17 protein-coding genes are annotated in these 23,210 nt (G+C 71.1%); 4 read left to right on the forward strand and 13 right to left on the reverse strand.

All coding sequences use genetic code 11. The features are described from left to right. Position 1: 1 nt before the first annotated feature. Positions 2-931, reverse strand: a complete 930-nt coding sequence (locus tag AC1MEY_RS19720; protein WP_480227106.1) for an ABC transporter permease — start codon at positions 929-931, stop codon at positions 2-4. 33 nt (positions 932-964) lie between these two features. Beyond that, the gene (locus AC1MEY_RS19725) at positions 965-2,545 is read right to left on the reverse strand and encodes an ABC transporter substrate-binding protein (protein WP_480227107.1); all 1,581 of its coding nucleotides are present in this window, start codon (positions 2,543-2,545) and stop codon (positions 965-967) included. A gap of 308 nt (positions 2,546-2,853) precedes the next feature. On the opposite strand from AC1MEY_RS19725, the gene AC1MEY_RS19730 reads away from it, so the two are divergent. Then, positions 2,854-3,882, forward strand: a complete 1,029-nt coding sequence (locus AC1MEY_RS19730) for a 2-hydroxyacid dehydrogenase (protein WP_480227108.1) — start codon at positions 2,854-2,856, stop codon at positions 3,880-3,882. 79 nt (positions 3,883-3,961) lie between these two features. On the opposite strand, the gene AC1MEY_RS19735 is transcribed toward AC1MEY_RS19730, so the two are convergent. The 11 genes from AC1MEY_RS19735 to AC1MEY_RS19785 form a co-directional block, all read right to left on the reverse strand. Continuing rightward, positions 3,962-4,891, reverse strand: coding sequence for a LysR family transcriptional regulator (locus AC1MEY_RS19735; protein ID WP_480227109.1), 930 nt, complete (start codon positions 4,889-4,891; stop codon positions 3,962-3,964). Between the two features lie 9 nt (positions 4,892-4,900). Then, positions 4,901-7,639 (reverse strand): molybdopterin-dependent oxidoreductase, encoded by a 2,739-nt coding sequence (locus AC1MEY_RS19740; RefSeq protein ID WP_480227110.1) that lies wholly within the window; start codon positions 7,637-7,639, stop codon positions 4,901-4,903. Then, positions 7,636-8,460: an FAD binding domain-containing protein gene (locus AC1MEY_RS19745; protein WP_480227111.1), complete on the reverse strand. Its 825-nt coding sequence runs from the start codon at positions 8,458-8,460 to the stop codon at positions 7,636-7,638. The genes AC1MEY_RS19740 and AC1MEY_RS19745 overlap by 4 nt, the downstream gene beginning before the upstream one ends. Before the next feature lie 10 nt (positions 8,461-8,470). Continuing rightward, on the reverse strand, positions 8,471-9,370 hold the full coding sequence (pucL, locus tag AC1MEY_RS19750; protein WP_480227112.1) for a factor-independent urate hydroxylase: 900 nt from the start codon (positions 9,368-9,370) through the stop codon (positions 8,471-8,473). Between the two features lie 3 nt (positions 9,371-9,373). Next, on the reverse strand, positions 9,374-9,697 hold the full coding sequence (uraH, locus tag AC1MEY_RS19755; RefSeq protein ID WP_480227113.1) for a hydroxyisourate hydrolase: 324 nt from the start codon (positions 9,695-9,697) through the stop codon (positions 9,374-9,376). Then, the gene (gene uraD / locus AC1MEY_RS19760) at positions 9,694-10,143 is read right to left on the reverse strand and encodes a 2-oxo-4-hydroxy-4-carboxy-5-ureidoimidazoline decarboxylase (RefSeq protein WP_480231573.1); all 450 of its coding nucleotides are present in this window, start codon (positions 10,141-10,143) and stop codon (positions 9,694-9,696) included. The genes uraH and uraD overlap by 4 nt, the downstream gene beginning before the upstream one ends. A 42-nt stretch (positions 10,144-10,185) precedes the next feature. Continuing rightward, positions 10,186-12,090 carry a solute carrier family 23 protein gene (locus AC1MEY_RS19765; RefSeq protein WP_480227114.1) on the reverse strand — a complete coding sequence of 635 codons (1,905 nt, stop codon included), beginning with the start codon at positions 12,088-12,090 and terminating at the stop codon, positions 10,186-10,188. A gap of 56 nt (positions 12,091-12,146) precedes the next feature. After that, positions 12,147-13,412, reverse strand: coding sequence for a glucarate dehydratase family protein (locus tag AC1MEY_RS19770; protein ID WP_480231574.1), 1,266 nt, complete (start codon positions 13,410-13,412; stop codon positions 12,147-12,149). Then, a complete protein-coding gene (locus AC1MEY_RS19775; RefSeq protein ID WP_480227115.1) occupies positions 13,409-14,350 on the reverse strand; it encodes a 5-dehydro-4-deoxyglucarate dehydratase in 942 nt (313 codons plus the stop codon). The genes AC1MEY_RS19770 and AC1MEY_RS19775 overlap by 4 nt, the downstream gene beginning before the upstream one ends. Before the next feature lie 55 nt (positions 14,351-14,405). Next, positions 14,406-16,004 carry an aldehyde dehydrogenase (NADP(+)) gene (locus AC1MEY_RS19780; protein WP_480227116.1) on the reverse strand — a complete coding sequence of 533 codons (1,599 nt, stop codon included), beginning with the start codon at positions 16,002-16,004 and terminating at the stop codon, positions 14,406-14,408. Between the two features lie 79 nt (positions 16,005-16,083). Further along, the gene (locus AC1MEY_RS19785) at positions 16,084-16,479 is read right to left on the reverse strand and encodes a hypothetical protein (RefSeq protein WP_480227117.1); all 396 of its coding nucleotides are present in this window, start codon (positions 16,477-16,479) and stop codon (positions 16,084-16,086) included. A 226-nt stretch (positions 16,480-16,705) separates the two neighbouring features. On the opposite strand from AC1MEY_RS19785, the gene AC1MEY_RS19790 reads away from it, so the two are divergent. From AC1MEY_RS19790 to AC1MEY_RS19800, 3 genes are read left to right on the forward strand one after another with little or no spacing between them, the layout of a single operon-like run. Continuing rightward, positions 16,706-20,590, forward strand: a complete 3,885-nt coding sequence (locus AC1MEY_RS19790; RefSeq protein ID WP_480231575.1) for a Pls/PosA family non-ribosomal peptide synthetase — start codon at positions 16,706-16,708, stop codon at positions 20,588-20,590. Then, entirely contained in the window at positions 20,590-21,918 is a 1,329-nt protein-coding gene (locus tag AC1MEY_RS19795; protein ID WP_480231576.1) for a M1 family metallopeptidase, read from the forward strand. Before AC1MEY_RS19790 ends, AC1MEY_RS19795 begins: the two co-directional genes overlap by 1 nt. Then, complete coding sequence (locus tag AC1MEY_RS19800) at positions 21,885-23,207, forward strand: hypothetical protein (RefSeq protein ID WP_480227118.1); 1,323 nt, start codon at positions 21,885-21,887, stop codon at positions 23,205-23,207. Before AC1MEY_RS19795 ends, AC1MEY_RS19800 begins: the two co-directional genes overlap by 34 nt. The last annotated feature ends 3 nt before the right edge of the window (positions 23,208-23,210 follow it).

Consider the following 23,210-nt stretch of genomic DNA (forward strand, 5'->3'; position numbering starts at 1 on the left):
CTTAGACCTTGGCCGGTTCCCGCACGCGTGCGTCGAGCAGCGCGTAGCAGGCGTCGATGGCGATGTTGAGGATGAAGATGCTGACGGCGGTGAGCAGGACGGCGGCCTGCAGGACAGCGAAGTCCCGCTGCAGGATCGCGTCGATCATCAGCTTGCCGATGCCGGGCCAGCCGAAGATGGCCTCGACCACGACCGCACCGTTGATCAGGCCGACGGCCAGGTCGCCGGCGACGGTCAGTGCTGGCGCCGCGGCATTGCGCAGCGCGTGGTGGGTGACGACGCGGAAGTCGCTCGCGCCCTTGCTCCGTGCGAGCCGTACGTAGGGCGCCGACAGCGCGGACACCATCGCGCCGCGCACCACCTGGGTGAGGACGCCGAGCGGCCGGATCATCAGCGTCGCGATGGGCAGCACCCAGGAGAGCACGCCGGCGTCGGTGCCGGAGGTGGGCAGCCAGCCCATCAGGACCGCGAACAGCCAGACGCCGGTGATGGCGAACCAGAAGTCGGGGATGCTCGCCGCCGTCATCGACAGCAGGCTGGAGAAGCGGTCGGCCAGCGAGTTGGGCCGGTAGGCCGCCCAGCAGCCGATCACGACGGCGCCGACCATGGCGAGCAGCATCGTGGTGACTGCGAGCTGCAGTGTCGCCGGGAAGGCGCGCAGCGCCATCTCCGACGCGGACTGGCCGGTGCGCAGCGAGGTTCCGAAGTCGAGGTGGACGACGCCCTTGAAGTAGTCGATCAGCTGCGTGATCAGCGGATCGTTGAATCCGTTGGCGGCGGCGAACTCCGCGCGCTGGTCGGGTGTCGCGGACTCCGGTAGGTACAGGTTCGTGGGATCCCCGGTGAGCCTGGCGAGCAGGAACACTCCGAGGAGCACGATGATCAACGGCAGTGCGCTGGAGTACATCCGGCGCCGGACGAAGGAGAACATCTGCGGTGGGCCCTTCTCGAGACGACGGAGGTGTCAGGACTGGTCGGTGCGGTCGGACGAGGAGGGCGTCATCGCTGCCAGCAGCATCTCGTCGCCGGTGGCGGGGTTGGGCGTGTAGTCCACCCGGGCCGACTTGCCGAGAATGCCGCGCATGTGGGCGATGTAGGCGAACTGCATGATCTTCTGCGGCTCGTCGGCGAAGATCTGCGCGTAGGCCTGCTGGCGTTGCTCGCCGGTGAGCCTGCCGGCCGCGGCGATCTGCTCGTCGAATGCCGGTGTGCCGAAGGCACTCTGGGCGCCGTCGGAGCGCATGTACTGGTCGACGGTGAAGGCGGCGTCACCGGCCTGGTTGCCGTGCTGGATCAGCGCGAGGAACGGTCCGGCGTTGGCGGGGAACGGTTGGAGCTGGTACTCGAGCTGAGCGGCGGTGTCCATCATCTCGATCTTGACGTTCAGACCGGCGTTGGCGAGTTCGCTCTGGATCACCTCGACGGTCTCGGTGACGCCGGGGAACTGGCTGTTGCGGCCGATCAGCCGGATCTGCCGGTCCACCGGGACGCCGTCGGCGCGGGCCTCGTCGACGAGCTGGCGGGCCTTCTCGGGGTCGTGCGGCCACAGTTCGAGTTGGTCGTTGTAGCCGATCACGCCCTCGGGGATGAGCTGTGCGGCCGGCTCGCCGAGGCCGCGGAACAGCGCCTTGACGATGCCGGTGCGGTTGACCGAGTAGTTGATGGCCTGCCGGATGCGCATGTCGTTCAGCGGCGCCTCGTTGCCGGTGATCCGGAGTGCGGTGGTCTCGTTGTTCTGGAACGGGACGCCGAGATCGCCTGCGCCGTCCTCGGGTCCGAGCCCGGTGGCGATGTCGACCTCGTCGTTGGTGATCATCGCGGCGCGGACGCTGCCCTCGCTGCGCCACTTGTACTCGGCCTTGGCGAAGGCCGGCGGCTTGCCCCAGTAGGTCGCGTTGCGCGCCAGGATGAGCTTCTGGCCGTACTGCCAGTCCTGGATCGCGTAGGGGCCGGTGCCGATGGGTTCGCGCACCTTCTCGGTGGCGCTGGTGGTGCGGGGCACGATCTCGACGAACGAGATGCGCAGCGGCAGAATGGGATCCGGCTCGGTGGTGCCGACGACGACGGTGTTGGCGTCGGGTGTCCGGAGGCTCAGCTTCTCGTCGCCGAAGACGTAGCCGTCGACGTTGCAGTTCAGGTCCGAGTTCACCGCGCGGTCGATCGAGAACGCGGCGTCCTCGGAGGTGAACGGTGCGCCGTCGGAGAAGGCGACGCCGTCGCGGAGCGTGAACGTCCACTCGGTGGGCGCGGTCTGCCTCCACTCGGTGGCGAGCAGCGGCAGCAGTTCGCCGGTGGTGGAGTCGCGCTCCACGAGGGGTTCGGTGATGTTGGAGCGAGTGACGATGCCGGTCGAGGTCAGCGACCCCTCACACGGCTCGAGCGTCGGCGGCTCCTGGGACAGGACGATGCGCAGGGTGTTCGGGTCGTACCCGCCCTGGCCGGAGTTGGCGACGGTGCAGCCGGCGGCGACGAGGCAGGCCCCGGCCGTGGCCACTACGGCGGTCGCCGCGCGGCGGATGCGCCGGTGCTGACCGGATGCGGCCATGTGTTCCTCCGTGTGTCGGCGTGAGCGTCCACGTATGTGGATGACGTCTGTGACGGTAGACACACCGTAGGAGCGCCTCGGAACCACCGTCAACCGCGTCAAATGGCCCTATTCGGCGCCTCGCAGGCTTGCTGGCGGTGCCCGCGAGGGTGATCACAGGCACTCTGACGTGCGGATACGACCCCCGTCACACTGGTCCGATACTCGCCAGCGGTCCCCAAACGGCTAGTTATGCCGGTTCGGTATCAAGCCATGCTAATTCCGAGTTGGACAGGTATTCCCGCGCCTCTCTACGGTCCATGGAGAGCATGCGAGGCATTTCGACCCATCACGAGGAGACAGCCGTGCCCACGACACCCGGTGCAGGCCACCGTTCCGACCACCGAGTCCTTCAGGTGGGTCCGCTGAAGCCGTCGCTGGCCCAGATCCTGCGCACCGACTACGACGCCCTGGAGCTGCCCGACGACGCCGCGGCGCGCACCGAGTTCCTCGACCGGTCCGGCGCGGACGTCACCGCCGTCGTGACGTCAGGACGCACCGGCGTCGACGCCGACCTGATGGCCGCCCTGCCGAACCTCGGCGCCGTCGTGAACTTCGGCGTCGGCTACGACACCACCGACGTGGCGGCCGCCGAGCAGCGCGGCGTCGGGGTCAGCAACACCCCCGACGTCCTCACCGACTGTGTCGCGGACACCGCCGTCGGGCTGATGATCGACGTGATGCGCCGGTTCAGCGCCGCCGACCGCTACCTGCGGGCCGGCAGCTGGCCGGTCGAGGGCAACTACCCGCTCACCCGCCAGGTCAGCAACACGCGCGTCGGCATCATCGGCCTCGGCCGGATCGGCGGCGCAATCGCCAAGCGGCTCAGCGCATTCGGCTGCACCATCTCCTACCACAACCGCAACCGGGTGGACGGGTCCGAGTTCACCTACGTCGGCTCGCCCGTCGAGCTGGCCACCGGCGTCGACGTCCTGGTGATTGCCGCGGCCGGCGGCAGCGGGACCAGCCGGCTCGTTGACGCCGACGTGCTCGACGCCCTCGGCGCGGAGGGCTACCTGATCAACATCGCGCGCGGCAGCGTCGTCGACGAGCAGGCCCTGGTGGAGCGGCTGGCATCCGGGCGCCTCGCCGGCGCCGGGCTCGACGTGTTCGCCGACGAGCCCAACGTGCCCGCCGAGCTGACGCACATGGACAACGTGGTGCTGCTGCCGCACGTCGGCAGCGGAACCGTGCAGACGCGCGCCGCCATGGAGGCGTTGACGCTGCGCAACCTCGACGAGTTCCTCGCCACCGGCCGGCTGGTCACCCCGGTGCTGCAGCCCGCGGTCCGCGTCTGAGTCTCTTTGCACCGAACTGGAGAGTCACGTCGTGAATCCGGCCCGCCGGCGACGTGACTCTCCAGTTCGCGGGTAGGGGCTAGTTGCCGACGAACTCGTCGACCAGGTCGTCGGTGGTCCACTCGCGCTGCGGGAGCACGTCGCGCAGCAGGCGCAGCAGCGCGGGGTTGGTGCTGTCGCTGCGCCACACCGCGTCCAACTCGACGGGCCGCTCGCGGAAGGCGCCGATCGACCGGAACGCGACGCCCTCGGGGTGCAGCGTCGCCGCCGACGCGGGCACCAGCGCGATGCCGATGCCGGAGCGGACGAGCACCAGCATGGTGTGCACCTGCGTGACGGTCTGCACGTAGCGGGGCGTCGCGCCGGCGATGGTGAACGTGCTGATCAGCAGATCGTTGAAGTAGCGCGCCTGGACGGGCGAGTACATGATCACGTCCTGGCCGTCGAGGTCGTTGAGCGTGAGCTGCCTGCCCAGCGTGGTCAGCGGGTGGTCGACGGGCAGCGCCGCGATGAGCTGCTCGTGCAGCAGCGGCCGCGACACCAGCCCCGGCCGCTTGAGCGGCGGCCGGGCCATCCCCAGGTCGATCTCGCCGGTGACGAGACCCTCGATCTGCGCCGCGGTCACCATCTCGCGCAGGTCGAGCTTGACGTCGGGCAGCTGCGCGCGGCTGGCCTCGAGGAGCGGGGGCAGCACGGCGTGCGCGGACGCGGCGGTGAACCCGATGACGACGGTGCCGAGATCGCCTGCGGGAACGCGCTTCACGGTCTGCGCCGCACCCTCGGCCAGCTGCAGGATGCGTCGGGCGTCGGGCAGGAAGGCCGCGCCCGCCGGGGTCAGCGTGACCGTCCGGGTGGTGCGGTCGATCAGCTGCACGCCGAGTTCGGCCTCGAGCTGCTGGATCTGCCTGCTCAGCGGGGGCTGCGTCATGTGCAGCCGCTCGGCGGCACGGCCGAAGTGCAGTTCCTCGGCGACGGCGATGAAGCAGGACAGTCGCGCCAGGGAAAACACCGCGTACTCCTATGCACTCCCGGTATCGCTCGGGGCCTGCGCCCGCACCTCGGGCATCAGTGTAAGGGTCCGCCACACCCGCGCCGGCGTCATCGGCATTCTGCGCACCCGGGCCCCGCAGGCCCGCGCGATGGCGTTGGCCAGCGCCGGGGCCACCGGGTTGTAGGGCGACTCGCTCATCGACTTGGCACCGAGCGGGCCGAGTTCGTCGTAGGTGTCGGCGAAGTACACCTCGGTGACGGGCACGTCGGCGAGCTGCGGCACGTGGTACTCGCGCAGCGCGCGGTTGGTCACCGCACCGGACGCGTCGACGGTCATCTCCTCGTACAGCGACGAGCCGATGCCCTGGGCGACGCCGCCCTCGACCTGCCCGCGACACTGCTGCGGGTTGAGCACCACGCCCGCGTCGGCGGCCTGCACCGACTGCAGGATCCGCACCACGCCGGTCTCGACGTCGACGGCCACCCGGAAGGCCTGCACGTTGAACGCCACCGACCGGGGCGTGCCCTCGTGCCTGCCGTGGCCGATCAGACCGGAGGGCAGGTCGGCGAATCCGACGAACGTCGCGCCGCACTGCACGCCGTTGGGTCCGAGGACGCAGCCGTCGGCGGACACGCCGGACAGAGCCGCGGCGGCGGCCAGGATGCGGGTGCGCAGCGCACGGCACGCGGCCTGTACGGCGATCCCGGCGACGACGGTTCCCGCGGAGCCGAACGCGCCGGTGTCGTAGCCGGTCGCGTCGGTGTCGGACTGCCGGATCACGACGTTGTCGACCACCGTGTCGAGCGCGCTGGTGACCAGCTGCGCGTGCACGGTGGTGGTGCCGTTGCCGAACTCGGCGGTGCCGACCGACAGCAGGTAGGTGCCGGCGGCGTCGACGGTGATCGACGCGTCGGCGACGTGTCCGCGCGGCGGGATGGTCGCGATCATCGCGATCGCCATGCCCTCGCCCACGGCCCAGCCCTCCGGTGCGCCGACCCCGTTGCCGCGCCGCAGCGACGACTGCGCGAGGTCGAGGCACTGGTCGAGGCCGTAGCTGCCGAACGTCAGGTCGTCGTCGAGCACGTGTGAGTCGACGAAGTCGTCGCCCGGCACCACGACGTTGCGGCGCCGCAGGTCGAACGGGTCGATGTCCAGCCGTGCCGCCAGCTCGTCGAGCGCGGACTCCACGCCGAACATCACCTGACCGAGGCCGTAGCCGCGGAAGGCGCCGGACGGCAGGTTGTTGGTGTAGACCGCCGCCGCGTCGACCCGCTTGTTGGCGACGCGGTACACCGCCATCGACTCGCCGCAGCCGTGGAACATCACCCCGGGGCTGTGGTTGCCGTACGCGCCCGCGTCGACGAGCACGTCGATGCCGAGCGCCGTCAGCGTGCCGTCGGGATCGGCTGCGGCGGTCACCGTCACCCGGAACGGGTGGCGGCACGGTGCGGCGGTGAACTGGTCGCTGCGGCTGAACTCGTAGCGCACCGGCTCCCCCAGCCGCAGCACCGCGAGCGCGACCAGGTCCTCGGTGAGCATCTCCTGCTTGGCGCCGAACCCGCCGCCCACCCGCTTGGTGACGACGCGGACCTCGTCGGGCGCGAGGCCGAAGAGGTAGCAGAGTTCGTCGCGGATCAGGAACGGCACCTGCGAGCTGGTGCGGATCACCAGCCGTCCGTCGTCGTCGCGCCAGCCGGTGCACCCGTGGGTCTCCAGGTGGACGTGCTGCACGCGCTGGGTGTGGTACGTCTCGCGCACCACCGCGCCGCCCGCGGCCTCGGCCCGTGCGATGCCGACGTCGAGATCGCCGACGCCGCCGTGCAGTTCGGCGAGCACGTTGCGCGACGCGTCGGCGATGCGGGCGTCGGCGGTCTTGTCGCCGTGCACCGCGGGCGCGCCGGGCGCGGTGGCCTGCTCGGGATCGAACACGGCGGGCAGCTCGAGGTACACGACCTCGATCGAGCGACAGGCGAGTTCGGCGACGGCGACGCTGTCGGCCACTACGGCGGCGACCCGCTGGCCGACGAAGCGGACGACGTCGTCGAGCATCGACGTGTCGTCGGGATCGTCTGTGCGACTGTGGTGGCGGGCGGTGGAGAACCGCAGCGGTGGGCTGTCGGCATGGGTCAGCACCAGGCGGACGCCGGGGATGGCCTCGGCGCGGCTGACGTCGATCGAGACGATGCGGGCGTGGGCGATCGGGCTCGACAGCACCGCCATGTGCAGCAGTCCGGTTGGTGCGAAGTCCATCGTGTACTGCTCGGTGCCGGTGACCACGCGCACGCCCGCGGGTGCGCCGACCGACCGACCGGCGGCGGCGCCGTCGGACTTCTCGGTGTTCACCCGACCCTCGATGGCGTCGACGATCGTGCGATATCCGGTGCAGCGGCACAGGTTTCCCTTGAGCTGCTGCGGCAGGTCGGCGAGGTCGTCCTCGTCGAACGTCGACGCCGTCGTGACCATGCCCGCCGTGCAGAAGCCGCACTGGAAGCCGGCGGCCTCCACGAACCGGCGCTGCACGGGGTGCAGGTCGTCGGGCGTCCCGAGGCCGGCGACGGTGGTGACGGCGTGGCCGTCGGCGCGGAAGGCCGGGAAGACGCAGGAGTGCACGGCGTCGGAGTCGACGAGCACCGAGCAGGCCCCGCAGTCGCCGGCGTCGCAGCCCTTCTTGACCTCGAAGTGGCCAGCCTCGCGCAGGTAGGTGCGCAGGCACTGACCCGGCGCCGGATCCCGGTGCAGCTCGGCACCGTTGACGGTGACCTTCACGAGAGTTCGGCCCGGATCTGCTCGGCCAGCACCAGCGTGACGGCGCGGCGCCAGTCCGGGTCGCCGTGGGCGTCGATCGTCCACTGGTCGTCGGCGATGTCCGCGTGCCAGGCCGCGAGATCCGCCGACGTGAGCGGCGCCGACCGGCGGAGGACGTGCGGCCGGACGGTGGCGGCGGTGACGGTGAGCACGACGGAGCCGTCGACGTCGCGCCTGCCGATCACGACGATGCCGGAGCGGCCCAGCGGCGACGGTGCCAGCTTGCGGAACGAGGTGCGGGCGGTGAGCGCGGCCGCGGGCAGGTGCACCGACCGCAGTACGTCGCCGACGGCGAGCACGTTGGCCGACGACCCGGTGACGAACTCGGTGACCGGCAGCACGTACTCGGTGCCGTCGGCCCGCCACACGGTGACCGTTCCGTCGAGCGCCGCCAGCAGCGAGATCATCGATCCCGCGGGGAAGGACAGGCAGACGTTGCCGCCGACGGTCGCGGTCCGCCAGATCTTCGGCGAGGCCAGCAGGGCGGTGCAGCACTGCTGGAGCAGCGGCGCCGCCGTCCAGTGCGGGTGGCTGGCGGCCAGCGTGGCGGAGAGGGCCGAGACCTCCGCCACCGTGCAGGTCGCAGCCAGTTCGATCCCGTTGTCGGACAGCGTGATCGGCGACCATCCCAGCGCGGTCACGTCGATCAGGCGCCGCAGCCCGGGCTGCGGTTCGGAGAACAGCCAGGTGCCACCGGACAGGATGGCGTCCCCGTCGCCGAGCGGCCACAGCTCGGCACGGGTCGTCGGGCTGCGCAGCGCCTCGACGGTGTGGAGGTCCATGGGACCGAGGCTAACCGAGCCAGCCCTGCTGCAGGTCGAATGCGGGCCCCGGAGGTGGGGCGTCGTCGCGGGTGACGGTGGCCTGGATCAGACCGTAGGGCCGATCGTCGGCGTTGTAGACCTCACCCGCGTTGTCCAGGCCGAACGGGCTGAGGTCGTAGAGGAAGTGATGCTTGTTGGGCGCGGACAGCCGCACCTCGGCGATCTCGGCGTACGCCGTCAGGACGGCGGCCCCCATCTCGTAGAGGGTCTGCTGCAGCGCCAGGGAGTGCACGACGGCGAACCGCTCCACCAGCAACGCCTTCACGCCCTCGTACACGGCGTTCCAGTCGACCTCGGTGGAGGTGAACCGCCACTGCGCCACCAGCGACGTCGCCATCACCCGGTCGTGGGTGGGTTCGAGCGTCGTGTACTCGTCGCTCAGGAATCCGGAGAACTCGGAGCCGGTCGACTTGAGGATGGTCAGATCCTTCAGCCCGCCGACGACCCACTCGCCGGTCCCGTCCACCGTCACCGCGGCGGTGCGCACCTCCTGGCCCGAGCGGATCCAGGTGTGGTCGTGTTCGCGGCCATCGACGACGGCGCGCTGCCAGGCGTACTCCTCGATCTCGATGCGCGCGGCCTCGACGGGCTCGACGTCGCCGACGAAGTGCCGGGCGAGGGCGAGGCCGTAGTCCTCGATCGCGTGCAGGCCCTTCTCCTTCGCGTACGCGTAGGCGGTCTGCTTCTGCGTGTCGGTGGGCAGCACGGCGGACTGGTCACCGGCGAGGTGAGCGGCGCTGAAGTCGCCGCGCAGACACGTCGAGACGTTGACGTCGCGGATCTCGTGCCGCGGGTCGTCGCGGTAGATCCGCACCACGCGGTTCTCGGCCTTGCCGTACTGGTTCTTCCCCAGGATGATCTCGGACATGCGTCAGCTCCCTCGGTAGGTCGAGTACGCGTACGGCGACAGCAGCAGCGGTACGTGGTACTTCGCGTCGACGTCGGTGACCTCGAACGCGATGACCACCTCGGGGTAGAAGCCGGTGACCCCGGTCGCGGCGAAATGGGCTGCGGTGTCGAACCGCAACCGGTAGACGCCGGTGGTCGCGACGTCGTGGAGGCCGGCCACCCGGCCGTCGGCGTCGGTGTGCGCGGTGGCCAGTTCGGTGCCCGCCGCGTCGGTGAGCGTCACCGGCACGCCGTCGGCGGGGCGGCCCGTGACCGCGTCGAGGACGTGGGTGCTCAGGTGGCTCATGGTGTCTCCTTCGACAGCAGCCGCATCAGTCTCAGGCGGTTGATCTTCGCCAGTTCACTACGCATGACCCGTCGTTCGGTCTCGGGGTCGTTCTCGAGCCGCTCCAGCAGGATCGCGAGCAGTTCGTCGGCGCTGCGGCCGCTGGCGCACACCAGGTACACGTAGCCGAACTTCTCCTCGTAGCGGACGTTGGCGGCGGCCATCTCGGTGCGGACCGCGTCGTCGGCCGATGCCATGCCCGCCTGTTCGCGGGCCGAGGAGGCGTTGTCGGCGCGGTCGCCGATGCGGGGGTGGCCGTCGAGTGCGGCGTCGATCTCGGCGTCGGGCAGTTCGGCGAGCACCCGGTCGGCGCGGTCGTACAGCCCGTCGGCGTCGCGGAACGGACCGCCGGCGAGTACCCGCCGGGCCCAGATCGTCGACGAGCACACCTCGAACAGCAGGTGCATGCGCTGGCGCTCGCTGGCGCCGTTGAAGGCGTCGAGCCCCATCTACTGGAGTTCGTTGAGTCGGCTGAAGCGGGCAGCGGCAATGGGATTGGCGTCGGCCACCAGGTCGCCGAAGCGGTAGTTCGCGATCTTCTCCACCTCGATCAGGGCGAACGCGCGCTCGGCCGCGGGCGAGTTGTCCATCCGCGACCAGCCGTTGCGCAGCACGCGGTCGAAGTGTTCGGTCTCCCGGGCGCAGATCACCAGCGGGAAGCCGAAGTGTTCGCGGTACGCGGCGGCGAGTTGCACCACGTCATCATGGTCGCTGTCGTCGAGGTTGGACAGCGCGACGTGGTCGACGGCCAGCGCGGTGCCGGTCTCGTCCTCGGCGCCCAGATCGTGGAAGGCGTTGAGGAGTTCGAGCTGCTGCTCGGAGGATCCCGTCAGCACGGCGTCCTGGAAGGCCTCCCGCAGGTCGCGGGTGGTGGCGAACGGCCGCTGCGCGTAGGCGCGTTCGACGGCCCACGGCACGTCCTGCACCACGTGCCCGAACACCTCGGTGAAGCGACCCTCGGTCATGGAGTTGACCTCGTCGAGCGTGATCGAGCCGCCACCGGCCACCCGCGGACCGCGCGATCCGGTGTGGAAGAACACGACGTTGAGCAGGATCGCGGTGACCGCGCCGATGCTGATGCCGCTGCCGAAGATCAGGTCCAGACCGGGGGGCATCGCCGTGGCGATCTCGGGGTAGGAGGTCACCCAGAGCGCCAGCGCGAAGCTGGTGGTGACGATGATCAGGTTGCGGTGGTCGGTGAAGTCGACCTTGCCGAGGGTCTGGATGCCGACGACGGCGACCGTCGCGAACAGCGTCAGCGCGGCGCCGCCCAGCACGGGGTTGGGGATCGAGGCGACGATGGCGGCGACCTTCGGCAGGAAGCCCAGCACGATCATGATGGCGCCGGCGGCGGCCACCACCCAGCGGCTCTTGACGCCGGTGAGGCGCACCAGCCCGACGTTCTCGGAGAACGCGGTGTAGGGGAACGAGTTGAAGATGCCGCCGATGGTGGTGGCGAGGCCGTCGGCGCGCAGCACGTTGCCGATGTCGGAGGCCTTGACGCGCTTGCCGACGATCTCGCCGGTGGCGATCGTCGATCCGGTCGACTCGACGGCGGTGATGAGCAGCACGATGATCATGGTCAGGCACGCCACGAAGTCGAACTTGGGCATGCCGAAGACGAACGGCGGCGTGAAGCCGAATGCCGATGCCTCGCCGACCCGGTCGAAGTTCATGTCGCCCAGCGCGTATGCGACGACGCAGCCGATCACCAGGCCGAGCAGGACGGCGATCGTCGCCATGAACCCGCGGAAGATCCGCTGGATCCCGACGATGATGGCGATGGTGCCCAGCGCGTAGAGGAACCAGCGGATGTTGGTCGGATCCGGTTCGTGCGTCACCGGATTCGTCACCGCGTCGAGCGCGCCGACGGGCACCAGGCACAGTCCGATGATCGTGATCAGCGTGCCGGTGACGACCGGCGGGAAGAACCGCAGCAGCTTCACGAAGATCGGCGCGATCAGGAACGTGAAGATGCCGGCGACGATCACCGCGCCGTAGACGTACAGCAGGCTGGCCGCGCCACCCCCGTGGGCGAGGCCGATCGCGATGATCGGTGAGACGCCCGCGAACGTGACGCCCTGCAGCAGCGGCAGCCGCACCCCGACCTTCCAGAACCCCACGGCCTGGATGATCGAGGCGATCCCGCAGGTGAAGAGGTCTGCGGTGATCAGCTGGACGAGCTGCTCGGGCGGCAGGTCGATCGCACCGGCGATGATGATCGGCACCAGCACGGCGCCCGCGTAGAACGCGACCACGTGCTGAAATCCGTACAGCGCCAGCTTGGGCACGGGCAGGACCTCGTCGACGGGATGCGTCCGCCGTCCCGAAGCTGCACTAGTCGACGCCGTCATCTGCCAAGGATCGTGCACGTGGGGCGACTTCGCATGTCGGACCGCGAACTAGCCCCTCACCACCTGGGACTGGCGGCCTCGAACGTCGGCTCGATGCTCCGCATGTACCCGGTGTCGTCGCGGTCGCGGATGCCGCACGTCACGTACTGCTCGTGCAGCGCCGCGAGCGCGTCGTCGTCGATCTCGACCCCGAGACCCGGCGTCGTCGGCACGGCGACGGCTCCGTCGCGGATCGACAGCACGCCGGGCTTCACGACGTCCTCGGTCTTCCACGGCCAGTGCGTGTCACACGCATAGGTGAGGTTCGGCGTGGCGCCGGCGAGGTGCACCATCGCGGCCAGGCTGATGCCGAGGTGCGAGTTGGAGTGCATCGACAGGCCGAGGCCGAACGTGTCGCAGATGCCGGCCAGGAGGCGGGAGCGGTGCAGGCCGCCCCAGTAGTGGTGATCGGACAGCACGACGCCGACGGAGCGCGCGGCGACGGCGGGCGCGAGCTGGTCGAACGCGACCACGCACATGTTGGTGGCCAACGGCATCGGCGACTGCGCGGCGACCTCCGCCATGCCCTCGATACCGGGAGTCGGGTCCTCCAGGTACTCGAGGATGCCGGCGAGACCCGCCGCCACCTTGACCGACGTCTGGGGCGTCCACGCGGCGTTGGGGTCCAGGCGCAGCGGATGGTTCGGGAACGCCCGCCGGAGCGCCTCGATCGCCTTCATCTCCTCGTCGGGCGGGAAGACGCCGCCCTTCAACTTGATGGCGGTGAAGCCGTACTCGTCGATCATCCGGGCGGCCTGGGCGACGATGCCCTCGGGATCGAGCGCCTCCCCCCAGGAGTCGGGTTCCCGGCCGGGGTGGGCGGCCCACTTGTAGAACAGGTAGGCGCTGAACGGCACGGCGTCGCGCACCCTGCCGCCGAGCAGATCGGACACCGGCCGCCCGGTCGCGTGGCCCTGGACGTCCAGGCAGGCCACCTCGAACGGCGACAGCACCTGGTCGACCGCGCTGGCCGTGGTGATCATGCCCGCTGTGCCCACCGCCGCGTCGTCGCCCGCGAGGCGATCGGCGATCGTCGCGCGGATCGCGTTGAGCGCGAACACGTCCAGCCCCGTGATCGCGTCGGCGGCGGCCCGGAGCCGGGCCAGGTGGCGGGTGTCGGCGTAGGTCTCGCCGAGGCCCACCAGGCCGGCGTCGGTGTCGAGTTGGACGATGGCGCGCAACGCGTAGGGCTGGTGCACCCCGACGGTGTTGAGCAGCGGCGGGTCGGCGAACGCGACCGGGGTGATCCGCGCGCCGGTGATCCGGATCGGCGCGGCCACTATCGAACTGCCGCGAGTTCCTCGGCGATCACGGCGCGGCCCGCCGCGATGATCTCGCGCAGCTTCTGGGCGTCCTCCTCGGACGGCATGACGAGCGGCGCGCGAACCGGGCCCGCGGGCACGCCCTCCATCGTGACGCCTGCCTTGATCAGCGAGACGGCGTAGCCGGGCACGGTGTCGCGCAGGCGGACCAGCGGGTGGAAGAAGTTGCGCAGCAGCGCCGCGATCTGGGGCTCGTCGTTGCGCTCGAGCGCCTCGTAGAAGGCCAGCGCCAGTTCCGGTGCGAACGCGAAGGTGGCCGACGAGTACAGCGTCACGCCGATCGCGCGGTACGCCTGCTGCGCCACCTCGGCGGTGGGCAGGCCGTTGAAGAATTGGAAGGGCTTGCCGCTGTCGGCGAGTGAGTCGGTGACGGCGCGCACGATGCGGGCCACCAGGTCGACGTCGCCGGTGCCGTCCTTGAAGCCGACCACGTTGGGGATGTGGGCGACCTCGACGGCCGACGCCTCGGTGTAGCGGGCGTTGGAGCGGTTGTAGACGATCAGCGGCAGGTCGGTCGCGCCGGCCACCTGGCGGGTGTAGTCGATCAGGCCCTGCTGGGGCATGGTCACCAGGTAGGGCGGCAGCAGCAGCAGACCGTCGGCGCCGGCCTGGGCTGCGGCCTTGGCGAAGATCTTCGCCTGGGCGATCGAGCCGCCCGCACCGGCGTAGACGGGTACGCGACCGGCCGCCACCTCGACCGCGGTGCGCACGACGCCGGCGAACTCGCCGGTCTCGAGCGCGTGGAATTCGCCTGTGCCGCAGGCGATGAACACGCCACCGGGGCCCGCGTCGACGCCCTTGGCGATGTGCTCGGCGAGCCGCGTCAGGTCCACCTCACCGGTCTCGGTGAAGGGCGTGACGGGGAAGAAGAGGACTCCATCCAGCGTGGACGAGGGCATGGCGATACTCCTTGGTTGTTCGGGGGTGCGGTCGGTGCGGGCGGGTGGGGGTTGGTCAGTCCTTGGTGAGCTGGCCGTCGACCCGGCGCCACAGCGCGTCCGGGTTGCCGTCGGCGATGGCGCTGGGCAGCAACGCCTTCGGCACGTCCTGGTAGGCGACGGGCCGCAGGAACCGCTCGATGGCACGTGCGCCCACCGACGTGGTCCGCGAGTCGGACGTGGCGGGGAACGGTCCGCCGTGCACCTGGGCGTACCCGACCTCGACACCGGTGGGCCAGCCGTTGAACAGTAATCGGCCCGCCTTGGTCTCGAGCGTCGGCAGCAGCGTGGCCGCGCCGTCGTGGTCGCCCTCGTCGGCGTGCACCGTCGCGGTGAGCTGGCCCTCGAGGCCGGCGGCGACGGTGGCCATCTCGTCGGCATCGGAGCAGCGCACGATGAGGCTCGACGCGCCGAACACCTCGGCCTGCAGCACCTCGGACCGGCCGAAGCCGGCCGCGTCGGTGGTGAACAGCGCGGCCTGGCAGGTGCCGGGCGTATCGCCCGCCGCGCCGCGGACGACGAGTTCGGCCTCGGCACCGAGGGATTCGACGCCCTCGGCGTAGCGCTCGGCGATGTTCGGGGTCAGCATCGGGGTGGCGGCGGACTGCTCGAGTGCCTCTCGGGCCGCGGCGACGAACGCGTCGAGTCCGGGACCGTCGACGGCGATGACCAGTCCGGGGTTGGTGCAGAACTGCCCCGACCCCATCGTCAGGGAGCCGACGAACGCGCGGCCCAGGTCGGCACCGTGCGAGGCGAGCGCCCCGTCGAGCAGGAACACCGGGTTGATCGAACTCATCTCGGCGTACACCGGGATCGGCTCGGGCCGGGCGGCGGCGGCCGCGACGAGGGCGGTTCCGCCGGAACGCGATCCGGTGAAGCCGACGGCCTTGATCCGCGGATCGGTGACCAGCGCGGTGCCGAGCCCGGGGCCGGTGCCGAACAGCAGCGAGAAGGTTCCGGCGGGCATGCCCTCGGCCGCGACGGCGTCGGCGATCGCACGGGCCACCAGCTCGGAGGTACCGGGGTGGGCGTCGTGGGCCTTGACCACCACGGGGCAACCGGCGGCGAGCGCGGAGGCGGTGTCGCCACCGGCGACCGAGAACGCCAGCGGGAAGTTGCTCGCGCCGAACACGGCGACGGGGCCCAGCGGCACGGAGCGCTGGCGGATGTCGGGACGGGGCAGCGGGGTGCGGTCGGGCAGCGCGGGGTCGATGCGGGCGCCGGTCCAGCTGCCCTCGCGCAGGACGGCGGCGAACAAACGGAGCTGACCGGTGGTGCGGCCGACCTCGCCGGTGATGCGGGGCTGGGGCAGTCCGCTCTCGGCGACCGCGCGGGCGATGAGCGGGGCGGAGATGGCCTCGAGGTTGGCGGCGATGGCTTCCAGGAAGCGGGCGCGCTGCTCGGAGGTGGTGGCACGGTAGGGGCCGAACGCCTCCGCGGCGGCGGCGCAGGCGGCGTCGACGTGCGAGTCGTCGCCGTAGCGGTAGCCGGGGTCGAGTTCGGTGCCCGCCGTGGGATCGAAGCCGCGGATCTCGTCCCCGGTTCCGGTGACGAGCGCGCCGGCGATGAGCATCTGCCCGGTGAGGTCTGTGGTTTCGGCGATGGTTGCGGTCACACAGGCAACGCTAAGGCCCTCATCGATTCATGTCCAAGACCAATTTGGCCTCGACTGATTCAACGATTGAATCGCTTGGTCAGGCGCTCTTGCGGTCCCTGTCGGCGAGGAGACGCAGCACGTCGCGGCCGAGTCGGCGCAGGTCCTCGCCGTCGACGGCGGTGCTCGGGATCAGGGCGACGCCATCGGCGACGCCCGCCGAGTCGATGTCGGCGATCAGTCCGGTGAGTCCGGCGACGGTCCCCGCGTAGTGCACGGTCTCGGTGGACGCGCCGACCCGGAAGTCGCCCGGCACGGAGACCGCGACGTCGAGGATGACGGCCACGTCGTCCCCGTCGGCGTGGATCCGGTCCGTCCGCCGCTTGGCGCGCTGCAGGTCGGGCGCGGCCAACCGCACCACCGGGCCACCACCCGCCGTCAGCTCGCTGAGTCCGGCGACGTCGTCACTTGTCTGATCTGCCACGAAGAGGCGCACCGCCGCGACGCTAATCACGCCGGACCGACCACGCCACAATTGCGATCAGCGAGAATCCAGGGGTATCGATCGGCTCGGCCACGAGGTGGTCACGCCACCGTGCGGCGCCGACGGGTACGCCGCGGTCCCTGAGTAGTTTGTACGCGTGACAGCGGACGCGAACGGCGAGGGCACTTCTGCGGTGGACGGCCACGACGAGTACCTCGGCGAACGGGCCGGCGAATTGGTGTCCGCGATCCCCGCCCAGTACCTGCTGTCCGACGACGCGCCGGAGCCCCGCACGCTGATCGACGTCCTGTACTCGACCGCGGAACTCCACCCCGACGCGCCCGCGCTCGACGACGGCGACGTGCAGCTCACCTACGCCGAGCTGGTCGCCGACATCGAGGAGAGCGTCGAGTGGCTCGCGAGCCGCGGGATCGGCCGCGGCGACCGCATCGGCATCCGGATGCCGTCGGGCAGCTACGCGCTGTACGTGGCGATCCTCTCCACGCTGGCCGCGGGCGCCGCCTACGTGCCGGTCGACGCCGACGATCCCGACGAGCGCGCCGCCCTGGTGTTCGGCGAGGCGGGCGTGGTCGGCGTCATCACCGATCAGGGACTGGTCCGCGGGCACGGCTCCTCCCGCGGATGGCGGGCGGGCCGGCCGATGGCCCGCGACGACGCCTGGATCATCTTCACGTCGGGCTCCACCGGCACGCCGAAGGGCGTGGCCGTCACCCACCGCAACGCGGCGGCGTTCGTCGACGCCGAGGCCCGGGTCTTCCTCCAGGACAATCCGCTGGGCCCCGGCGACCGCGTGCTGGCCGGCCTGTCGGTCGCGTTCGACGCGTCGTGCGAGGAGATGTGGCTGGCCTGGCGGCACGGCGCCTGCCTGGTGCCTGCGCCCCGGTCGCTGGTGCGCAGCGGCATGGACCTCGGGCCGTGGCTCGTGTCGCGGGACATCACCGTGGTGTCGACGGTGCCGACGCTGGCCGCGCTGTGGCCCGCCGAGGCGCTCGAGGCCGTGCGGCTGCTGATCTTCGGCGGCGAGGCGTGTCCGCCCGAACTCGGCGAGCGCCTCGCGGTCGACGGCCGCGAGGTGTGGAACACCTACGGCCCCACCGAAGCCACGGTCGTGGCGTGCGCGGCGCCGCTGGACGGCAAGGGGCCCGTCAGCATCGGGCTGCCGCTGCCCGGCTGGGACCTCGCGGTGGTCGACGCGAGCGGGACCCCGGTGGCGCTCGGCGAGGTCGGCGAACTGGTGATCGGCGGCGTCGGGCTGGCGCGCTACCTCGACCCCGAGAAGGACGCCGAGAAGTACGCGCCGATGCCGACGCTCGGGTGGCCGCGGGCCTACCGCAGCGGCGACCTCGTCCGGCTGGAGTCCGACGGTCTGTACTTCCAGGGCCGCGCCGACGACCAGGTCAAGGTGGGCGGCCGCCGCATCGAACTCGGCGAGGTCGACTCGGCGCTGATGAATCTGCCCGGTGTCAGCGGCGGCGCGGCCGCCGTGCGCCGCACCGCGAGCGGCACCCCGCTGCTCGTCGGTTACGTCGCGAGCGCCGACCCCGCCTTCGACGTCGGCGCGGCACGTCTCGCACTGGCCGAGTCGCTGCCAGCCGCCCTGGTCCCCCGTCTGGTGCTCGTCGACGAACTGCCCACCCGCACGTCCGGCAAGGTCGACCGCAACGCGCTGCCCTGGCCGATCGAGGGCGACACCGCCGCCGACGATCCGGACCTCGCCGGCACCACGGGCTGGCTCGCCGGGCTGTGGCGCGACGTGCTCGCCGCGCCCATCGACGGTCCGGAGGCCGACTTCTTCGCCCTGGGCGGCGGCTCGCTGTCCGCCGCTCAACTGGTCGCGGCGCTGCGGGCGCGCTACCCGGAGGTGACGGTCGCCGACCTCTACGACCATCCCCGGCTCGGCTCGCTCGCCGGGTACCTCGACGAACTCGACCCGCCCGCCGAGGTCGTCACGCGGACGGTGACGCCCGTGCCGCGCCTGACGCAGGTGATGCAGGTGGCGGCGTCCCTGCCGCTGTCGACGCTGACCGGCGTGCAGTGGGTGGTGTGGCTGGCGCTGCTCAACAACGTCGCCGCGACGTTCGGCCTGCTGTCGTGGGCGGTGCCCGTCAGCTGGTGGTGGGTGGTCGCGGGCTTCCTGCTGTTCGTCACCCCGCCCGGCCGGATGGGCATCGCCGTGATCGGCGCGCGGATCCTCGTCGGCGCACTCGAACCCGGCACCTACCGCCGCGGCGGCTCCGTGCATCTGCGGATCTGGCTCGCCGAACGTCTGGGCGAGGCCAGCGGCGCCGAGAACCAGGCCGGTGCGCCGTGGCTGGTGTACTACGCCCGCGCACTGGGCAACCGGGTCGGCAAGGGCGTCGACCTGCACTCGGCACCGCCCGTCACCGGCATGCTCACCCTCGGCCACCGGTGCTCGATCGAGCCGGAGGTGGACCTGACCGGGCACTGGATCGACGGCGACCTGCTGCACGTCGGCCGTATCGAGGTGGGCAACGACGCCACCATCGGCGCGCGGACCACGCTGTTCCCGGGCGCCGTCATCGGCAAGAACGCCGACGTCGCCCCGGGCTCGGGCGTCGTGGGCAAGGTGAAGGCCAAGCAGTACTGGAAGGGTTCGCCGGCGATGAAGTCCGGCAAGGCCCGCCACCCGTGGCCCGACGAGCGCCCGCGGCGCGCACCGATCTGGGTGGCGATGTACGGCCTGACCTCCGTGCTGCTCGGCGGCATCCCGCTGGTCGCGCTGGCCGCCGGACTCGCCGTGATCGGCTGGGGCATCGGGGACACCACCTCGCTGGGCGACGCGATCCTGCCCGCGCTGGCGTGGACGCCGGTCGCCACCCTCGCAGCCGTCATGGTCTACGCCGCCGCGACCGTGGCCGGCGTGCGCCTGCTGTCGCTCGGGCTGCGCGAGGGCTACCACCCCGTGCGCAGCCGCGTCGGCTGGCAGCTCTGGGCCACCGAGCGGCTGATGGACGCCGCACGCAACTACCTGTTCCCCATCTACGCCAGCCTGCTGACGCCGGCGTGGCTGCGACTGCTCGGCGCGACGGTCGGCAAGAACACCGAGATCTCGACGGCGCTGCTGACGCCGAAGTTCACCGTCGTCGAGGACGGCGCGTTCCTGGCCGACGACACCATGGTCGCCTCCTACGAACTGGGCGGCGGGTGGATCCACGTGGCCAAGGCCACCGTCGGCAAGCGCGCCTTCCTCGGCAACTCCGGCATCACCCAGCCGGGCCGGCGCGTCCCCGACGACGGCCTGGTGGCGGTGCTCAGTGCCACGCCGCACAAGGCCAAGGCCGGCTCGTCGTGGCTCGGCAGTCCGCCGATTCGGTTGCGGCGCCAGCCCACCGCCGCCGACGCGCTTCGCACGTTCGACCCGTCGCCGCGGCTGAAGGTGCTGCGCGGGCTGGTCGAGACGTGCCGGGTGATCCCGCTGATCGTCACGTTCGGCATCGGCATCGCCGTGCTGGCCGCGCTGCAGTCCCTGGCCGACGTGGGCTACGGCTGGGCCGTGCTCGCCGGCGGGCTGGTCCTGATGGTCGCGGGCGCGGTGGCGGGCGCCATCGCCGTGGTGGCCAAGTGGGCGTGGGTCGGCCGGATCGATGCGATCGAGCACCCCCTGTGGTCGTCGTTCGTCTGGCGCAACGAGGTGTCCGACACGTTCGTCGAATCCGTTGCCGCGCCGTGGTTCGCGCGTGCCGCGAGCGGGACGCCGGTGATGAACCTGTGGCTGCGCGCCCTGGGCGCCAAGATCGGCCGCGGCGTGTGGTGCGAGACGTACTGGCTGCCCGAGGCCGACCTGGTGACGCTCGGCGAGGGTGCCACCGTCAACCGCGGATGCGTGGTGCAGACCCACCTCTTCCACGACCGCATCATGCGGATGGACACCGTGGTGGTCGAGGACGGCGGCACGCTCGGCCCGCACTGCGTCGCGCTGCCCGCCGCACGCATCGGTGCGGGCGGGACCGTGGGCCCGGCCTCGCTGGTGATGCGCGGCGACGAGGTGCCCGCGTCGACGCGGTGGCAGGGCAACCCGATCGCACCGTGGAATCCGGTGCGCAAGAAGCGCGGTGCGGCGAAGTCGAAGAAGGCGGCGTGATGCGCCACCACAAGAACGCAAAGGGGACACCTCCCGTCATCGACCCCTACATCCCGGGGAACGGGAACTTCGGCTACCGGGTGTCACGCTACGAGCTGGACCTCGAGTACAAGGTCAATTCGAATCGCCTGTCCGGCAGCGCCACGATCACCGCGGCCACCCTGGCGTCGCTCAAGACGTTCAGCCTCGACCTGTCGCACGCGCTGTCGGTGTCGAAGGTGTCGGTGAACGGCAGGCGGCCGGAGTCGTTCCGCACCTCGCACGACAAGCTGCACGTGACGCTGGCCGCCGCGCTGCCGGCGGGCGCGGCCCTGAAGATCGACGTGCGGTACGCGGGCAACCCGCGTCCGCTCCGATCCCTGTGGGGCTCGGTCGGTTTCGAGGAGCTGACCAACGGCGCCCTCGTCGCGGGCCAGCCCAACGGCGCGGCGTCCTGGTTCCCCTGCGACGACCACCCGAGCAGCAAGGCCAGCTACCGCATCGCGATCAGCACCGACAATCCGTACCGCGCGATCGCCAACGGCGAGTTGACGTCCAAGCGCACCCGCGCGGCGATGACGACGTGGACCTACGAGCAGGCCGAGCCGACGTCGACGTATCTGGTGACGCTGCAGATCGGCATGTACGACTCGCACCGGATGACCAAGACGCCCGTGCCGATGACCGCGGTGCTGCCGGCCCGGCTGCGTCACCACTTCGACCACGACTTCGCCCACCAACCGCAGATGATGAAGCTCTTCGTCAAACGGTTCGGGCCGTATCCGCTGGCCAGTGGCTACACCGTGGTGGTCACCGACGACGACCTCGAGATCCCCCTTGAGGCACAGGGCATCTCGATCTTCGGGGCCAACCACTGCGACGGCAAGCGCACCGCCGAACGGTTGATCGCGCACGAACTCGCCCACCAGTGGTTCGGCAACTCGGTGACGGTCCGGCGGTGGCGCGACATCTGGCTGCACGAGGGCTTCGCCTGCTACGCCGAGTGGCTCTGGTCGGAGGAGTCGGGTGGCCGCAGCGCGGACCACTGGGCCCGGCACTACCACCACCGGCTGGCGTCGTCGCCCCAGGACCTCGTCCTCGCCGACCCCGGCGCACGCGACATGTTCGACGACCGCGTCTACAAGCGCGGCGCCATCACGCTGCACGTGCTGCGGCGCACGATCGGCGACGAGAACTTCTTCGACCTGCTGCGCGACTGGACCACGCGCTACCGCCAGTCCACCGCCGTGACCGACGACTTCACCGGTCTGGCAGCCCATTACGCCGAGTCCTCGCTGCGTCCGCTGTGGCAGGCGTGGCTGTACTCCACCAAGCTGCCGGACCTGTGACCGACGGCGTCTCCCCCGTCCCGACGCAGGGCCCCACCACCAGGAGCAGCGTCATCCGGGTCGGTACGGCGACGATCGTCAGCGCGGTGTGCGGGTACGCCGTGCTGTACCTGGCCGCGCGCGACCTCGAGCCCGCGGGCTTCTCGGTGTTCGCGGTGTTCTGGGGCGCGTTCGGTCTGCTGGCCGGTGCCGCCAACGGCCTGCTGCAGGAGTCGACCCGCGAGGTACGCGAGGTGCAACTCGTCCCCATCGAACCCGTTGGCCCACACACCAACCCGCTGCGGGTGGCGCTGCTCGTCAGCGTCGTCGCCGCCGTCGCGGTGGTCGCCACCGCGCCGCTGTGGTCGGCGCACGTCTTCGCCGAGTCCCGGTGGCTCAGCGTCGCCTTGCTCGCCGCGGGAATCGCCGGGTTCTGCGTGCACGCCACGCTCCTGGGCGTGCTGGCCGGCGTGGACCGGTGGAGCCAGTACGGCACGCTGATCGTCGGCGACGCCGCGGGCCGGGTGCTGGTGGCGACGGCGACGTTCCTGGTCGGCTGGGGTCTGGTCGGCTACCTGTGGGCGACGGTCGCCGGATCGATCGCGTGGCTGGTGCTGCTGCTCGCGTCACCGGCCACGCGCGAGGCGGCCCGTCTGGTCACCCCGGGCACCGTCGGGACGTTCCTGCGCGGGGCGTCGCACTCGATCGCCGCCGCGGGCGCCAGCGCGATCCTCGTGATGGGCTTCCCGGTGCTGTTGAAGGCGACGTCGGCCGATCTGGGCGCGGCCGGTGGGGTGGTGATCCTCGCGGTGACGCTGACCCGCGCTCCCCTGCTGGTGCCGCTGACCGCCATGCAGGGCAATCTGATCGCGCACTTCGTCGACCAGCGGGGGGTTCGGCGGGCAGGAGCGGAGCGACCCGGGGGATGGGGCGGCCTGCGGCCGCTGGTCACGCCGGTGATCGTCGTGTGCGGGTTGGGAGTTCTGGCGGTGCTCGTCGCGGGACTGGCCGGACCGTGGCTGCTTCGGTTCGCCTTCGGCCCCGAGTATCAGGCCGGCGGCGGGCTGCTCGCCTGGTTTACCGCCGCCGCCATCTCGATCGCGTTGCTCACCGTCACGGGCGCCGCCACCGTCGCGGCCGCGCTGCACCGGGCCTACGCCGCGGGGTGGATCGGCGCGACGCTCGCGTCGGCGCTGCTGCTCCTGCTGCCGCTGAGTCTGGAGGATCGGACCATCGTCGCGCTGCTGTGCGGGCCGGTCGTCGGAATCGTCGTCCACCTCGTCGCGCTACGCAGGGTTCCTGCAGCGTGACGG

The sequence above is a fragment of the Mycobacterium sp. PTI7 genome (genome assembly GCF_056679845.1).

Bases quoted from the DNA above. Each gene is read 5' to 3' on its own strand.
- uraD (WP_480231573.1), bottom strand. From the start codon at position 10,143: ATGCACCTGCTGTTCGAGGTGTGCTCGTCGACGATCTGGGCCCGGCGG.
- AC1MEY_RS19720 (WP_480227106.1), bottom strand. From the start codon at position 931: ATGTTCTCCTTCGTCCGGCGCCGGATGTACTCCAGCGCACTGCCGTTG.
- AC1MEY_RS19775 (WP_480227115.1), bottom strand. From the start codon at position 14,350: ATGCCCTCGTCCACGCTGGATGGAGTCCTCTTCTTCCCCGTCACGCCC.
- pucL (WP_480227112.1), bottom strand. From the start codon at position 9,370: ATGTCCGAGATCATCCTGGGGAAGAACCAGTACGGCAAGGCCGAGAAC.
- AC1MEY_RS19730 (WP_480227108.1), top strand. From the start codon at position 2,854: ATGCGAGGCATTTCGACCCATCACGAGGAGACAGCCGTGCCCACGACA.
- AC1MEY_RS19745 (WP_480227111.1), bottom strand. From the start codon at position 8,460: ATGGACCTCCACACCGTCGAGGCGCTGCGCAGCCCGACGACCCGTGCC.
- uraH (WP_480227113.1), bottom strand. From the start codon at position 9,697: ATGAGCCACCTGAGCACCCACGTCCTCGACGCGGTCACGGGCCGCCCC.
- AC1MEY_RS19725 (WP_480227107.1), bottom strand. From the start codon at position 2,545: ATGGCCGCATCCGGTCAGCACCGGCGCATCCGCCGCGCGGCGACCGCC.
- AC1MEY_RS19765 (WP_480227114.1), bottom strand. From the start codon at position 12,090: ATGACGGCGTCGACTAGTGCAGCTTCGGGACGGCGGACGCATCCCGTC.
- AC1MEY_RS19795 (WP_480231576.1), top strand. From the start codon at position 20,590: ATGCGCCACCACAAGAACGCAAAGGGGACACCTCCCGTCATCGACCCC.